Genomic DNA, 13,219 nt, shown 5'->3' on the forward strand with positions numbered 1-13,219 from the left:
GTGCTCCATCATGAAGCTGCCGGACTATTATCGGGTCGACGATCTGCTCTCCCAGGACGAGCGGGCCGTCCGCGACCTGGTCCGCAAGTTCGTCGAGCGCGAGGTCAAGCCGATCATCGGCGAGTACTGGCTGAAGGGCGAATTCCCCCAGGAACTCATCCCGAAGATGGCCGAGTTGGGGCTGTTCGGCCCGACCCTGCCCGAGAAGTACGGCGGGGCGGCCCTATCCTACATCGCTTACGGCCTGATGATGCAGGAACTGGAGCGGGGCGATTCCGGACTGCGCAGCTTCGCCTCGGTCCAGTCGAGCCTGGCCATGTTCGCCATCCACAAATACGGCTCCGAGGAGCAGCGGATGCACTGGCTCCCGCCGATGTGCCGGGGCGAGGCCATCGGCTGCTTCGGCCTGACCGAGCCGGACGCCGGGTCCGACCCGGACATGATGCTGACCAAGGCCCGCCGGACCGACCACGGTTGGGTCATCTCCGGCTCCAAGCGGTGGATCACCAACGGCTCGGTGTCCAAGGTGGCCGTCGTCTGGGCCAAGGATGAGAGCGGGAAGGTCCAGGGCTTCCTGGTCGAGAAGGGCCAGCCCGGCTACACCACCCGGGACATGCATACGAAGGTCTCCATGCGGGCCTCGGTCACCTCGGAGCTGTATTTCGACGAGGTCGAGGTGGAGGAGTCGGCCCGCCTGCCGGGGGTCAGGGGGCTCGGCAGCGCCCTCAGCTGCCTGACCGAGGCGCGTTTCGGGATCGCCTTCGGGGCGGTCGGGGCGGCCATGGATTGCTTCGCCGAGGCCCTCGACTACTCGCTCACCCGTAGACTCTTCGGGGCTCCTCTGGCGGCCAAGCAGCTGACCCAGGAGCACCTGGCCGACATGCTCACCCGGGTCACCAGCGGACAGCTCCTGGCCCTCCGGCTCGGGCAGATCAAGGACGCCGGCCAGATCACCTACAGTCAGGTCTCCCTGGCCAAGCGGGAGAACGTCCGGCGGTCCATCGAGGTCGCCCGGATGGCCCGCGAGCTCTTGGGGGCCAACGGGATCACCACCGAATACTGCTCCATCCGGCACTCGGTCAACCTCGAGTCGGTCGACACCTACGAGGGCGCCTACGAAGTCCACTCGCTCATCGTCGGCCGCGACCTGACCGGGATGGCCGCCTTCTGAGGCCCGGTTTGAGGGCCTGATTTCAGCTGACAGAGCCAAGGGAGCCCTTCCGGACCTGGTCCGGAGGGGCTCCCTTGGTCTTGTTCTGAGGATTGGCCTGGGGGCCCGGGGGGCCTAGGCGCTCTTGGCCGCGTCGGCCGCCGCGCGCGAGGCCGCCCCCGCGGCGTAAGCCCTCGCCAACAGGTCGACAGGGTGATGCACCGGCAGCTCGTGGCCGGCCCGCCCGGTCGCGTCGATGAGCTGCATGCGGCAGCTCGGGCAGCCGGTGACGAGGGCCTCGGCCCCCGTCGCCAAGGCGTTCCTGGCCTTCCTGTCCCCCACCTTCATCGACAGGTCGTGGCGGGTCAGGGTGTACGAACCCGCGGCGCCACAGCATTTGTCGGGTGACAATCCAGTCGGCGCCCGCCTTGGCGAAGCTCTCCGTGTTGGCCCGGGCCATCTTCCTGGCCGGCTCGAGGTCGCCGTTGGCCGAGGCCGGAACGCCGCAGCAGTTCTGCCTGGGTAGGACGACCTCGTGCCCGTTGCGTCTGAGAACCTCGATGGTCGCCCGGCCCGTCGCCGGGAAGACCTCATTCGTGACGCAGCCGTAGAAGTAGGCCACCCGGGCCTTCGGCCGCCCCCCGCCGAGCGGGGGCAGGACCGCGCCGGTCGGATAAGTCGCCGTCAGCGGACGGATGGACAACCGCGGGGCATAGTCGACCAGCTTCTTACCTTCCTTGGAGAACAGCCCGGTCACCGCGGCGGCCAGGCGGTCCAGCCTGAAAGCCTGAGCCAGGGAGGCCATCCGGACGCCCAGGCCGATCAGCCCCGGCCGCGGGACAACGACGTTGAAGACGCCGCTCTTGATGGCCGACTCGCCGCGCCGGTCGACCAGGTTCTCCCGCAGGAGGAGGGTGAACTCCGGCCCGTCGACCTTGTTCGGACAGGCCTCCCGGCACGACCGGCAAAGGAGGCAGTTCTCGGCGATGCCCCGCAGGCCTTCGGATAGCTCAAGGGTCCGATCTTGGAGGATGGCCTGGGCCAACTGGATCTTGGCCCGCGGTGTGAATTGCTCATCCAGCGTCTCTTGATAGATGGGGCAGTCCTTGAGGCACGTCCCGCAACGGATGCACTTGATCAGCTTCTGTTCCAGGTCCTGGGGGGTCAAAGGCCGCTCCACCTCCTACTATGCCTGGCCCGGGCCGGCCCCGCCACCCGCCTGCCCCTTCCCCGCCTCAGACACCATCGGGTTGCGCGGGTCGGGGAACATCTTCAGTGGGTTGAGGAGGCCCTGCGGGTCGACCGCCTGCTTGGGGTCCTTCATCAGGCGGATGGCCCGTTCGCCGTATTCCAGGGGCAGGAAGGGGGCCTTCATATAGCCCACCCCGTGCTCGCCGGAGAGGGTGCCCCCCAGGGCCACCGTGTGCTTGAAGATCAGCTCGATCCCGCGGTGGGCGCGGGCCCACTTGTCCGGGTCACGCCGATCGGTGAGGACGGCCGGATGCAGGTTGCCGTCGCCGGCGTGGCCGAAGACGACAATCGGCAGGCCGATCTCCTTCTCCACTTCCTTGAGCCTGACGACGAGTTCGGGGACCTTCGAGCGGGGGACGGTGACGTCCTCGGAGATCCGGGTCGGGGCGATCTCGCGGTAGCCGTCCACCTCGATGACCAGGAGCGCGCCGGCCCCGGTCGGCAGCCCGAAATGGCCATACTCCTCGGCCGCCCTGATCGAGGTGTCGTCCATGATCTCGCAGGTCGTCGGGAGGATGCCGTGGTCGAAGATGTCGGCCACGGTCTGGCCGCCCTGGGCCCATTCCTTGAAGATGGCCAGGAGGACGACCTTCGCCTCGGGTTTGGGGATGAGCTTGAGGGTGGCCTGGGTGATCACCCCGAGCATCCCCGTGCGGGCCGGAGGCGTTCTCGGCGATGTTCCCGCCGATCGTGCAGAAGTCCGCGCTCTGCGGGTCGGGCGGGTAGTAGAGCCCCTCGGCCTCGACCGCCCGCTGCAGGTCCCCGGTGACCGCGCCCGGCTCCACCACCACCAGACAGTCGCCTTTCGAGAACTCCAAGGTGCGGTTCATCCCCTGAAGGGCCAGGGTGACACCGCCGGTCAGGGGGATGGCCCCGCCCGAGAAGCCGGCGCCGGCCCCCCGGCGGGGTGACCGGGATCCCCTGCCGGCCGCAGAGCTTCAGGACCCGGGAGACTTCCTCGGTCGTCTTCACCCTGACCACCGCATCCGGCGAAGCCTGGAAGAAGGCGGCGTCGAGGCCGTAGACGAATCGGGCTTCCGGCGTGGTCAGGACCCGGTCGCGGCCGACGATCCTGGCCAGGTCCTTGATGATCGCCTCGTTCATCGGATCGAACCTCCTCGAGACCGCCTCGAATCTGGGCGGAGGCGCGGGGGCCGGGCCCCTTTATTTCAAGAGGAGATCCAGGTCCAACAAGCGTCTGATGAGGACCCCAAGGTCATTGTCCTTGTGACGTTTCAGTCGCCCATCCGGCTCGTGGCTCAGTTCCTCGCTGTCAATGTCGAGTAGGGTGAGCTCATGCTCCCGGGCCCAGTCGGCGATGCGGTCACGGGCGGCACCCGACGCGTCTTCCCCGGCGCCGTGGTACTCGACGACCAGGTTTCGTCGGGGGAAGAAGCCGTCCACAGGCAACATGCGCCTGACCCCGAACATCCCCGGTTCGCCGCGCAGAGTCCCGAAAGTCTGCTGCCAAGAGCATTCTTCGCCGAGCAACTCCACGATGAGTTTGAGGACATAGACCTCGTCTGATACGGCTTTCTGCGGCCTCAAGATGGGCACCTCCTGGGTTACGTCGGTTAGCGAGAGACCGCCCCCACCGCCCTGACCCCGCCGGCCATCGCCACCAGCAGGTCGAGGATCTCCCGCAGGTAGGCCGGGTCGGTCACCAGTCCTGGCTCGCAAAACATCAGCCCCTGGGGACTCACGGTCACCCCGGTGACTCCCACCCGGTCGAGGGCAACCAGGCGCCGGCGAACGTCCTCAACCAGGACGGCCCTCATCTCGGCCTCGTCCCGGCAATGGACGGCGAACCTCCGGTCGAACTCGGGGTCGCCGGTCGGGGTCATCCGCAGCCACCGCAGGTGGCGCTTGGCCGGCGGAAGGTCGTCTCGCCGAAGGCCCGCATCAGGCCGCGCATCGCCGGCGGGAAGATCAGGCCGGCCACGACCAGCAGGGCGATCTGGTAGACGAACTGGTAGGTCCATGAGGTGGGGACGGTCGAGACCGCGGCGATCGAGAGGACCCGCATGTTCCAGAGGGGGTGGGTGACGGCCACGGCCAGCAGGGAGCCGGTCGACCGGATGATCGTCCCCATGATGAAGCCGAAGGTCCCCGAGAAGACCACGTACCAGAGGAGAGCCGTCGAGTTGAACGGGAAAAGGTCGTAGTTGACGTGAAAGAGCCCGAAGAGCAGGCTCTGCGCGGCGATGGCCGCCCCCCACAGCCACGGACCGCGACCGTCGGCCGCCCGGTCCAGCTTGTTCTGGACATAGCCGCGGAAGAAAAGCTCCTCGGCGAAGTTGCCGTACAGGAAAGCGATGATCGGCCAGAAGGGGGTCGGATTCCAGAGGACCGGCCGCAGGCCGGTCACGCGACCGCCGAGGAAGGCGTTGCCAGGACCGCGGCCACCACCTCGGCCACTCGGAAGAGGAGCAGGGCCAGCAGACCGAGGTTGACCTGGAGCCAGAGGCGGCGCCGACTCAGCCCGAGGGTCCCGAGGCCGGTCCCCTCATAGTGGAGGACCCATAGGACTACCAGCAGGACCATCGCGGCCTTGCCGAAGATGGCGTGGTCCTCGCGGTAGACGGCCAGCCGGACGGCCATGACCGCCAGGAACAGGCCGACGGTGATGAGCAGCGAACGGGCCAGGTTGCCGTGGCGCGGTGGCGGCAGGGTTGCGCCTGGTGAGCCTTGGCCGTGGTCTTGGCCTTGGCCTTGGGGCCTCGGCCCGTTCCGCGAGGCCCGCCAGGCCGACAGCCCGGCCAGGGCGATGATGAGGAGCTCGAAGAGACTCCTGTCTTCCAGTGACACGGGGAGGATCCCGACCCAGTACTCAGCGGCCACGGCCAAGGCATACAGGCCAAATACCCGCCGGAGGACCTGGGTGCGGGCCGGAAGCGAAGTCGCCGCCCCGGCGCCCGGTCCCTGCCCTTCCCGCATCGCCGGCAGGATCAGCCCGGCGCTCATGACCACCCCGGCGAGGACCCACCCCCAGGCGACGAATTGGGCCCGCCGTGTGGCGGTGACGACCCTGGGGCCGAGCCACCCGGGCTCCCCGCCGTCGACCCAACGGAGGAAGGACGGGCCCATCTCGTCCAGGTCCAAGCCAGCCTTCTTGGCCAGGGACGAAGCCTCGTTGAGGTCGACGGAGGGGGTTCGCCATTGCGATGGTACGTTGGCCAGGCTGATCAGCGTCGTCGCCCCATGGTCGAGGAGGGCCTGGGCGGCCAGAGCCCCGGCCTGTCCTCGATAGAAGCGCACGTCGGGAGTGATGGTGAAGAAGTCGGCCCAGCCGAGCAGCTTCAGCTCGCCCAGGCGCCGGAGCTCCGCGGCCAGGCTGCGCAGGTCCTCGCGGAAAGCGGCCTCATCCGGCGGACGGCCGTAGCCCGGCAGGCCGATATCGGCCCGCGGGTCGATCAGGACGGCCAGGCTCTGGTGGGAGAAGGTCCAGCCGCCGGGGTCGCCAAGTCCTCCGGAGGAACGACGCACCCTGAGGGTCGACCATGAGCCGCCGCCGGACCACAGTCCAGCCGCCCTCCCGGGGGGCTCGGGGGTGGCGGCCAGCCGCAGTGTCTCGGCGGTCGGCTTGGCCCCCCCTCCGGCAAACAACCGGTCGAGGTTCGCGACCATCGCCGACCCCTCGTCGAGGATGGCCCGGGCCGTTGCCTCGTCAATCCCTCGGTAGTCGACAGTCAGTCGCAGACCGAAGACCGTCCCGCGGGCGGGCTCCGGCGCGGCGGCCAAGCCGACGGCCGGAGGCAGGAGCAACAGGGCGGCCACGGCCACGATCAGTCCGAAGGCAGCCACGCGTCCGCGCATCGGTGACACCCCCGATTGAAGAAGCGCCCCTCCGGCGAGGCCGGCGGGGCCGCATCACCTCAAGCCAAGCAGTTCGGAGACCGTGACCAACTGGAACCCTCGTTCCCTAAGACCCTCGATGACCGCCGGCAATGCTTCCGCCGTGTGGACCCCCCGCCCGTTGATGTGGAAGATGATAATCGAGCCCGGGCGGGCCTGGGCCAGGACCTCGCGGATCATGGCTTTGGCCGAGACATTGGGGTCGGGGTCGCCGGAGACGACCTCCCACTGGATCGGGGTCAACCCGAGGGAGGCGACCAGCTCCACGTCCTTCTGGTGGTGGTCCCCGAAGGGGAAGCGGAAGACGTGACCGCGCTTCCCGGTCAGGCGGTACTGGATGTCCTGAGTCTTGCGGACTTCCTCGATGACCCGCTCGTCGCTGATCTTCGTGAAGTGCGGGTGGATGTAGGAGTGGTTGCCGAGTTCGATCAGGGGGTTCGCGGCCATCAGCTTGGTCGACTCGGGGTGCTCCTCCATCCACTTCCCGCCCATGAAGACGGTGGCCGGCGTCCGCGTCTCCTCGAGGATATCGTAGGTCTTAAGGTCGAAAGTCCGCGGGTACTCGTCCTGGCAGGCGTCAAAGGTGATGGCCACGGCCCGGCGCTCGCGCGGGCCGTGGAAAACGAGTCTGGCCGGGACCGGCGGAAGCGGCGGGGCGGGCGAACCAGGGGCCGGGAGTGAGGGCCGGGCCGCGGGAAACCCGGAGGGCGACCCGGACGCCGGCCCTTGTCCGGACCCGATGGCCGACCGCGAGGCATCGCGAAAGGCCACCAGTCTCCCGGCCGCCCACAGTGAGGCGAACAATACCGCGGCGATGGCCAGGACCACGGCGGTGAACGCCCGCCAGCGCCAAGAGAAGAGGCCCGCGCGCCGCGATCGTCGGGGAAGGCCCGGCCGGCCCACGGGGCTGCCGTGGCCGCCCTGGCCGCCGTCCAAAGGTGGCCTGGCTGCGGCTGCCCCGATGGTCTTTTCCCCGTATCCGTGCATGCCCTCTCGATCGCTCAACGAATCTCCGTCCCCAAGGTCAAGGCCTCCATCAGTGTCTCCGGCAGGCCGGCCTGACGCATGGCCGCCACCGTCTCCTCGACGGGATAGGCGATCCGGCGCGTCTCGGCCCGGACCTCCCGCCCGTTCACCGTCAATTCCAAGTAAGCGGCCTCAGGCCGCCTGTCCTTCGGCCAGCCCACGCTGCCGGCGTTGGCGAAGAGGACCTCGCCGAGCGGGCCACCAGCCTCGCCGACCCGGCGCCAAAAGGGCACGTGGGTGTGCCCGGCGACGATCACGTCGGCCCGGCTGACCTCGGCCAGCTCGGTGAAGAGACTCTCGTCATCGTCGACCCGCAGGTACTCGAAGGGCGACCGGCAGGTCCCGTGGACCACGAGGAGCTCGGTCTGCCCCACCCGGAGCCGGAGCCTCCTCGGCAGGCCGGCCAGAAAGGCGCGGTTCTCTTCGGAGATGGTCCGGTCGGTCCACCCGTACAGGCCGACCTCGACCTCTCGCCGCCGACCGACCGGCACCGCATAGCCTTCGCCAGGCTGCCGGACGGCCACCGCCCAATCGCGATTGCCCATTACGGTGACGATCTTGCAGGCCCGCACCAGGGCCACACATTCATTGGGAAACGGTCCGTAGACGACCAGGTCCCCGGCGCAGACGACGAAGTCGGGCCCTTGCCGGTGGACATCATCAAGGACGGCCCGGAGGGCCTGAAGGTTCCCGTGGATATCGGAAAGGACGGCGACTTTCGTCATCTCTTTCCCCCCGCTCAACAATCCGTCGGGCAGGGCTTCGTTTCCTCCCTATCGGTCAAAAAAACCTCCAGCCGCAATTGTGGGCTGAAGGAAACGACCGGAGGCCCATCGAAACCATCCGCCAATCGCGCCAATTGTCAGAAAGGTGTGATAGTGCATGGCCCGTTGGGAGGTCCCGGCCGATCGCCCGTGGTTCCGTCACTATCCGGCCGGAGTCCGTCACAGCCTCGATTTTCCCGAGGTTCCCGTGACCGAGTTCCTCTGGGACGCCGCGTCCGAGTTTCCGGACAACGTCGCCACCATCTTCTACGGGAACAAGCTGACCTACGCCGAACTCGCCCGCTACGCCAAGCGTTTCGCCGCGGCCCTGCGGGGCCTCGGGGTCAAGAAGGGTGACCGGGTGGCCCTGATGGCTCCCAACTGCCCGCAGTACGTCATCTCCTACTACGCCATCCTCCATGCCGGCGGGATCATCGCCCAGGTCAACCCGATGTACGTCGAGTCCGAGCTCGAGCACCTGCTGAAGGACTCCGGGGCGAAGGTCCTGGTTGTCTTCGAAGGCCTCCTGCCGCGGGCCTTGAACGTTCGCCCGAAGGTGAACCTGGAGCACATCGTGGTCGTCTCCTTCGGGCCGCCGCAGGTGGCCGTAGGCGAAGGCCTCCACCGCTTCAATGACCTGGTCGCGGCCTACCCACCAGACCCGGAGATGGGCCAAGACATCGCCTCCTCCGACATCGCCGTCCTTCAGTACACCGGGGGCACCACCGGCGTCTCCAGGGGGGCCATGCTGACCCACATGAACCTGGTCGCCGACTGCATAGTCGTCCGCGAGTGGTTCACCGAGGCCACCCAGGGCAAGGAGAGGTACCTCACCGTCCTGCCCCTGTTCCATTCCTACGGGATGACCTGCTGTATGAACATGGCCGTGATGATGGCCTCGACCCAGGCCCTGCTGCCCAAGTTCGAGCCGGACGACGTGATGAAGACCATCCGCGAGTTCCAGCCGACCATCTTCCCCGGCGTGCCGACAATGTACGTCGCCGTCAACCACTACCCGAACGCGCAGGACTACAACGTCAGGTCGATCAGGTCCTGCGTCAGCGGGGCGGCCGCCCTCCCCCTGGAGGTCCAGGCCAGGTTCGAGGAGTTGACCGGCGGGGCCCTGGTCGAGGGATACGGCCTGTCGGAAACGTCCCCCGTGACCCACGTCAACCCGATGACCGGCCTGAGGAAGGCCGGGTCCATCGGCGTGCCGCTGGCCAGCACCGACGCGAAGATCGTCGACCTCGAGACCGGCGAGCGCGACCTCGGCGTCGGGGAGATCGGCGAGCTTTGCATCCGCGGGCCTCAGGTGATGACGGGCTACTGGAACATGCCCGAGGAGACGGCCAACGTCCTGAGGAACGGCTGGCTGCACACCGGGGATATCGCCAAGATGGACGAGGACGGTTTCTTCTACATCGTCGACCGGAAGAAGGACATGATCATCGCCGGCGGGTTCAACATCTACCCGCGCGACGTCGAAGAGGTCCTCTATCAGCATCCGAAGGTTAAGGAGGCTACCGTCGCCGGCATCCCCGACGAGTACCTCGGCGAGACGGTCAAGGCCTACATCGTCCTCAAGGACGGCGAGTCGGCCACCTTCGAGGAGATCGTCGACTTCTGCAAGGAGCGGATGGCCCGCTACAAGGTCCCGCGACAGGTCGAGTTCCGGGCCGCCCTGCCGAAGACGACGGTGGGCAAGATCCTCAGGCGCCTCTTGATCGAGGAGGAGAAGCAGAGGAAGGGCGCGGGAGCGGTGTAGGGGCGAGGCGAGAGTACCGAACGGTCCCGCCTTCCCTAATGGAGGCGGGCTCACTTGTATCATGACCAATCCCCACGAAGGGGCCCAAATGGAAAGGAGCCCGCTGAGCAGGCCCCTCGCGATACTGGCCATGGGCTCTCGTGAATGAGGCGGGTGCGAGCCGCTTCTTTCAAGGCCGTGTGATAATCGTCGTGGTTGAGAACCAATGCGCTCGGAATCTACTCGGGCCCAAAGCCCGGCGAGACCACATGTCCCCAACCATCAGTCGGCGCGGATTCCGTAACCAAAGAGCGAACTCTGACGAGCAATTCTCGACTGTGGTTCCAGCCGATTTCCCTCCTGTGCTGGAGCTGGCCGACCACAATGCCGGGGTGAACACCCAGCTGTTCCCCTAGAGCTCTCATCCTTTGTTTGGAATAGAACGGACGCACTTCGGCAATGAAACACTCCATCTCGTCCTTCGGAACGAGGTAGTTGGCGGCAAAGCGATCGGCTTTGTCCTCTATTTGAGGGCGCTTCTCCCCAGTTTCCCCCAAGAGGTCATCCCACACGTCCCCGTCATGGTTGACAATGTGAGCCAACTCGTGCATCAAGGTGTGCCAAAACCAATCAATCCGGTCATAGCGAAGGGACAGCACAATCGCCGGGGACTCCTTATCCAGCCAGAAACACGCACCGTCGACCTTGGTTTGAGGCAACGGTTCAACCACTATAAACCTGATTCCACCCTCAGCAAGGACATGAGGGACGTTGACCAAATCCTCCGGATGGTGTCGCAAGCTCTTAAGTTTCTCCAAGGCGTTGGCTAGTGAGGTCTCGGAAAACGGTTCTCGAACCATGACCTCCGCCGCCAGGTGCTTCGCCCTGAACAACCAGGCCTGAAGAGCAGGTGATAGTTCCTTGACGTACGGTGTTGATTTTCGCGCAGCATGCCTCAATGGGCGGGGCTTTTCATCAAGTCGGTCAATCTCCAGAAAGCCCAAGACCTGTTGCTCGAGGACCTCGACACTGTCTGACCCTTCGATCCACCCGCGCTTGACCATGTGCGATACGGGAGCAATCTCATACAAGCGAGCCCGACGAGAAACGTCGTCAACACGACTCTGCCTGCTGAGTTGCCACAGATCGAACGACGTTTGCAGGTTCATCCAGACTTCAGCCGTGGTTCCGAAGGCAGCGGCGAGTTCAGTAGCGGTCTCAGGAGTGATGCCGCGCTTTCCGTTGATTATATCGCTAACAGTCTGAGCGGCACGCCCAAGAATCTCCGCCAGGTCAGTCTGCGTCCACCCCCGTTCCTCGAGTTCCATCTTGATGTACTCCCCCGGAAGGGGGACTTCTGCGGCAACCAGCTTCTCTTTCATCCAAATCCCCTCCCGACTCAGTGGTAGTCCTCGATTCTGACGACAGTGACGGTTCTTCTGGGTGCCTGGCCGACCAGTCTCAGAATCAATCGGTATTGGTCATTCAGTCTCATGGAGCGTTCGTCGCCACCTAGCCTCTCATAGTGCAAGGATTTCATGTTGTGGAAATCCCGTTCGTCCACGGCCTGTTGAATGTAGTGCACCAGCCGGCGAAAGGACTTGATGACGCCGTGGGGGAATCTCGCTCGTGCCTGGGCATCTATGAACAGCTGCACCAGTTTCTCATCGGCGAAGCGTACCTTCATGGTCTAATGGTATATGGCAAGTATGTCCTTGTCAATTATCTTAATCCGCGGATTCGTGAATTTCATGCTTTTGGTCCGAACGGTCCATGCCCAGTTGGTTCAAACACGAACCCCCGCCCGGAGCGGCGGGGGTGGCTGTTTACGAGTGCAATCTCGGTAGCCCTATAGGCAGAGCCGCTCGGCCGCGCGGGGGGTGACGTTGGCCGCCCCACGGCACGGAATGGACGCAGGTCTCGTAGTTAACCTGCGCATAGCGGTTAACCTTGACGAAGGCCACCCGGGCACAGTCAAACGGATGAGGCGGGAGTGGCGGTAGCGCTGCCTGTTCGGTGGTCCATCGGCAACCGACGGTTCCCTCCGTGCCGGAGACCGTATGCTCCTTCTCGCTCTCACACCACTGGCGGAGGCGGGCGTTCAGCTCATCGCGGGAGCGAACTTCCGGTACCGGGACGAGGGCGTTCAGCCGCACGTACTTAACCAGGCTTTCCACCTGGCCCTTCTCATTCCCGCGCTCCGGGTCACAGAAGTGGCTATCGAACAGGTAGTGGGCCCGCAGGCTCTGAAAAGCCGCCTGCTACTGCCGGTTGTGCCCCTCCAGGATCCGCTTTCCGGCCACTTTCAGGTTGTCGTAGGTCAGCCGGCGGGGGACCACCGAAGAACCTGAACGCCTCCCGGTGCCCTTCGAAAAAGGCCTCCTGGCGCTGGTGCGGGAAGGCCATCACAAAGGGCAATCGGCTATAGGCGAGCTTCATGCAGAACAGCTGGACCTCTTGTCGCACTCCGGCAATAACCACCTGGGCCTCGCCGAAGTCCACCTGCGCTTCCGTCCCCGGCTCATAGGCCAGAGGCACAAACGCCTCTGGTTGCTTATGGCGTAGCTCCGCCACGCATCGCCGGACGGAGGGCTCACTACCTTGATAACCATACTCATCCCTGAGCCGAGCAAAGATCCGGTGGGCCGTGTGCCTCTGCTTCCTGGGCTTTCCCTCGTCGCTGCGGAGCATCTCGGCGATTACTGGCTGCACCCTGCCCAGCACGGGGCGCGGTCGGGACCTGGTCAGCCGGTAACGTGGCGGTGCCGCGCTGCTCAGCGCCATGCGGACCGCGTGGCGCGAAACCCCCTCTTTCTTAGCGGCCTTCCGACGGCTCAGCCCTTCCACCCAACACCAGTCTTCTGATACGCTCAATCTGGTCCATCTTGATCATCCTTTCTCTCCCCCGGTCGACTGGTTGTTCTGCAACTCCAGTTTACCAGGGATGGAAGATCAAGGTGGCCAACTTTTCGATGATCACAAGGGCCCGTTTTCCGAATTTAGATTAGCACGGACAACTGTGAGACGTGACGGCATCCCTGAGCCAATGCAAGACGTTGGACGGGTCTTCGGGGGTTGGCCGATTTGGCCCCTGGCAGAGTTTAAGGGCAAGTATCGCATAGGTGCAGCTAGTAGTCCGGTAGCCGACACCAGTGAGCCTACTGCCCCACACCGACAATCGTGAAGGACGTTTGGAGAAGGTTGTCGAAAGAGAGTGCGAAGAGACCCGTAGATGAAGCGCCGCTACCCTTGCTAGAAGGGGCGGCGCTTTTTCACTGACGGGGCTTTTGAGGGATAACCCTTACGGAGGTGGAACTGGGACAATGAGAGACTTCCTCCTGGCCAACTAATAGGTGAAGTCAAGAAGAAGCACCCATGAACTGGTGCTTCTCTTGAGGGTCTGCCCCTCAAGTGGGCTGAGTCGGGTCT

Annotated in this window: 12 protein-coding genes and 1 pseudogene; 2 read left to right on the top strand and 11 right to left on the bottom strand. The window is 65.3% G+C overall.

All coding sequences use genetic code 11. From position 1 onward, the window contains the following. Positions 1 to 10 precede the first annotated feature (10 nt). Positions 11 to 1,171, top strand: a complete 1,161-nt coding sequence (locus VGL40_12340; GenBank protein HEY3316051.1) for an acyl-CoA dehydrogenase family protein — start codon at positions 11 to 13, stop codon at positions 1,169 to 1,171. A 22-nt stretch (positions 1,172 to 1,193) separates the two neighbouring features. Here VGL40_12340 and VGL40_12345 read toward each other — a convergent pair whose 3' ends face one another. The 9 genes and pseudogenes from VGL40_12345 to VGL40_12385 all read right to left on the bottom strand — a co-directional run bounded on the left by VGL40_12345 (position 1,194) and on the right by VGL40_12385 (position 8,007). Beyond that, entirely contained in the window at positions 1,194 to 2,318 is a 1,125-nt protein-coding gene (locus VGL40_12345; GenBank protein ID HEY3316052.1) for a (Fe-S)-binding protein, read from the bottom strand. Between the two features lie 18 nt (positions 2,319 to 2,336). Beyond that, positions 2,337 to 3,047, bottom strand: a complete 711-nt coding sequence (locus VGL40_12350; GenBank protein HEY3316053.1) for an FAD-linked oxidase C-terminal domain-containing protein — start codon at positions 3,045 to 3,047, stop codon at positions 2,337 to 2,339. A gap of 43 nt (positions 3,048 to 3,090) precedes the next feature. Then, a pseudogene (locus tag VGL40_12355) lies at positions 3,091 to 3,270 on the bottom strand (FAD-binding protein). A 295-nt stretch (positions 3,271 to 3,565) separates the two neighbouring features. Then, the gene (locus VGL40_12360) at positions 3,566 to 3,949 is read right to left on the bottom strand and encodes a hypothetical protein (GenBank protein ID HEY3316054.1); all 384 of its coding nucleotides are present in this window, start codon (positions 3,947 to 3,949) and stop codon (positions 3,566 to 3,568) included. Between the two features lie 26 nt (positions 3,950 to 3,975). Further along, positions 3,976 to 4,245 (bottom strand): hypothetical protein, encoded by a 270-nt coding sequence (locus VGL40_12365; GenBank protein HEY3316055.1) that lies wholly within the window; start codon positions 4,243 to 4,245, stop codon positions 3,976 to 3,978. Next, on the bottom strand, positions 4,242 to 4,769 hold the full coding sequence (locus VGL40_12370) for a CPBP family intramembrane glutamic endopeptidase (protein ID HEY3316056.1): 528 nt from the start codon (positions 4,767 to 4,769) through the stop codon (positions 4,242 to 4,244). Before VGL40_12370 ends, VGL40_12365 begins: the two co-directional genes overlap by 4 nt. Continuing rightward, complete coding sequence (locus tag VGL40_12375) at positions 4,766 to 6,217, bottom strand: hypothetical protein (protein ID HEY3316057.1); 1,452 nt, start codon at positions 6,215 to 6,217, stop codon at positions 4,766 to 4,768. Before VGL40_12375 ends, VGL40_12370 begins: the two co-directional genes overlap by 4 nt. 54 nt (positions 6,218 to 6,271) lie before the next feature. Continuing rightward, a complete protein-coding gene (locus tag VGL40_12380; protein HEY3316058.1) occupies positions 6,272 to 7,261 on the bottom strand; it encodes a polysaccharide deacetylase family protein in 990 nt (329 codons plus the stop codon). Further along, a complete protein-coding gene (locus VGL40_12385; GenBank protein HEY3316059.1) occupies positions 7,258 to 8,007 on the bottom strand; it encodes a metallophosphoesterase family protein in 750 nt (249 codons plus the stop codon). The genes VGL40_12380 and VGL40_12385 overlap by 4 nt, the downstream gene beginning before the upstream one ends. Positions 8,008 to 8,164: 157 nt before the next feature. On the opposite strand from VGL40_12385, the gene VGL40_12390 reads away from it, so the two are divergent. Then, the gene (locus VGL40_12390; protein ID HEY3316060.1) at positions 8,165 to 9,811 is read left to right on the top strand and encodes a long-chain fatty acid--CoA ligase; all 1,647 of its coding nucleotides are present in this window, start codon (positions 8,165 to 8,167) and stop codon (positions 9,809 to 9,811) included. Positions 9,812 to 10,029: 218 nt separating this feature from the next. Here the strand turns inward: VGL40_12390 and VGL40_12395 are convergent, their stop codons facing one another. Both VGL40_12395 and VGL40_12400 read right to left on the bottom strand, forming a co-directional pair. Then, positions 10,030 to 11,172: a HigA family addiction module antitoxin gene (locus tag VGL40_12395; protein ID HEY3316061.1), complete on the bottom strand. Its 1,143-nt coding sequence runs from the start codon at positions 11,170 to 11,172 to the stop codon at positions 10,030 to 10,032. A 17-nt stretch (positions 11,173 to 11,189) separates the two neighbouring features. Next, positions 11,190 to 11,477, bottom strand: coding sequence for a type II toxin-antitoxin system RelE/ParE family toxin (locus VGL40_12400; GenBank protein ID HEY3316062.1), 288 nt, complete (start codon positions 11,475 to 11,477; stop codon positions 11,190 to 11,192). Between the last annotated feature and the right edge of the window lie 1,742 nt (positions 11,478 to 13,219).

The organism is Bacillota bacterium (assembly GCA_036504675.1).
GTDB lineage: Bacteria > Bacillota > Sulfobacillia > JAJYWN01 > JAJZPE01 > DASXUT01.

What these genes read in the sequence shown, in the direction of transcription:
- VGL40_12340 (HEY3316051.1), top strand. Translation starts at nt 11, where the DNA reads ATGAAGCTGCCGGACTATTATCGGGTCGACGATCTGCTCTCCCAGGAC.
- VGL40_12350 (HEY3316053.1), bottom strand. Translation starts at nt 3,047, where the DNA reads ATGCTCGGGGTGATCACCCAGGCCACCCTCAAGCTCATCCCCAAACCC.
- VGL40_12365 (HEY3316055.1), bottom strand. Translation starts at nt 4,245, where the DNA reads ATGACCCCGACCGGCGACCCCGAGTTCGACCGGAGGTTCGCCGTCCAT.
- VGL40_12375 (HEY3316057.1), bottom strand. Translation starts at nt 6,217, where the DNA reads ATGCGCGGACGCGTGGCTGCCTTCGGACTGATCGTGGCCGTGGCCGCC.
- VGL40_12385 (HEY3316059.1), bottom strand. Translation starts at nt 8,007, where the DNA reads ATGACGAAAGTCGCCGTCCTTTCCGATATCCACGGGAACCTTCAGGCC.
- VGL40_12390 (HEY3316060.1), top strand. Translation starts at nt 8,165, where the DNA reads ATGGCCCGTTGGGAGGTCCCGGCCGATCGCCCGTGGTTCCGTCACTAT.
- VGL40_12395 (HEY3316061.1), bottom strand. Translation starts at nt 11,172, where the DNA reads ATGAAAGAGAAGCTGGTTGCCGCAGAAGTCCCCCTTCCGGGGGAGTAC.
- VGL40_12400 (HEY3316062.1), bottom strand. Translation starts at nt 11,477, where the DNA reads ATGAAGGTACGCTTCGCCGATGAGAAACTGGTGCAGCTGTTCATAGAT.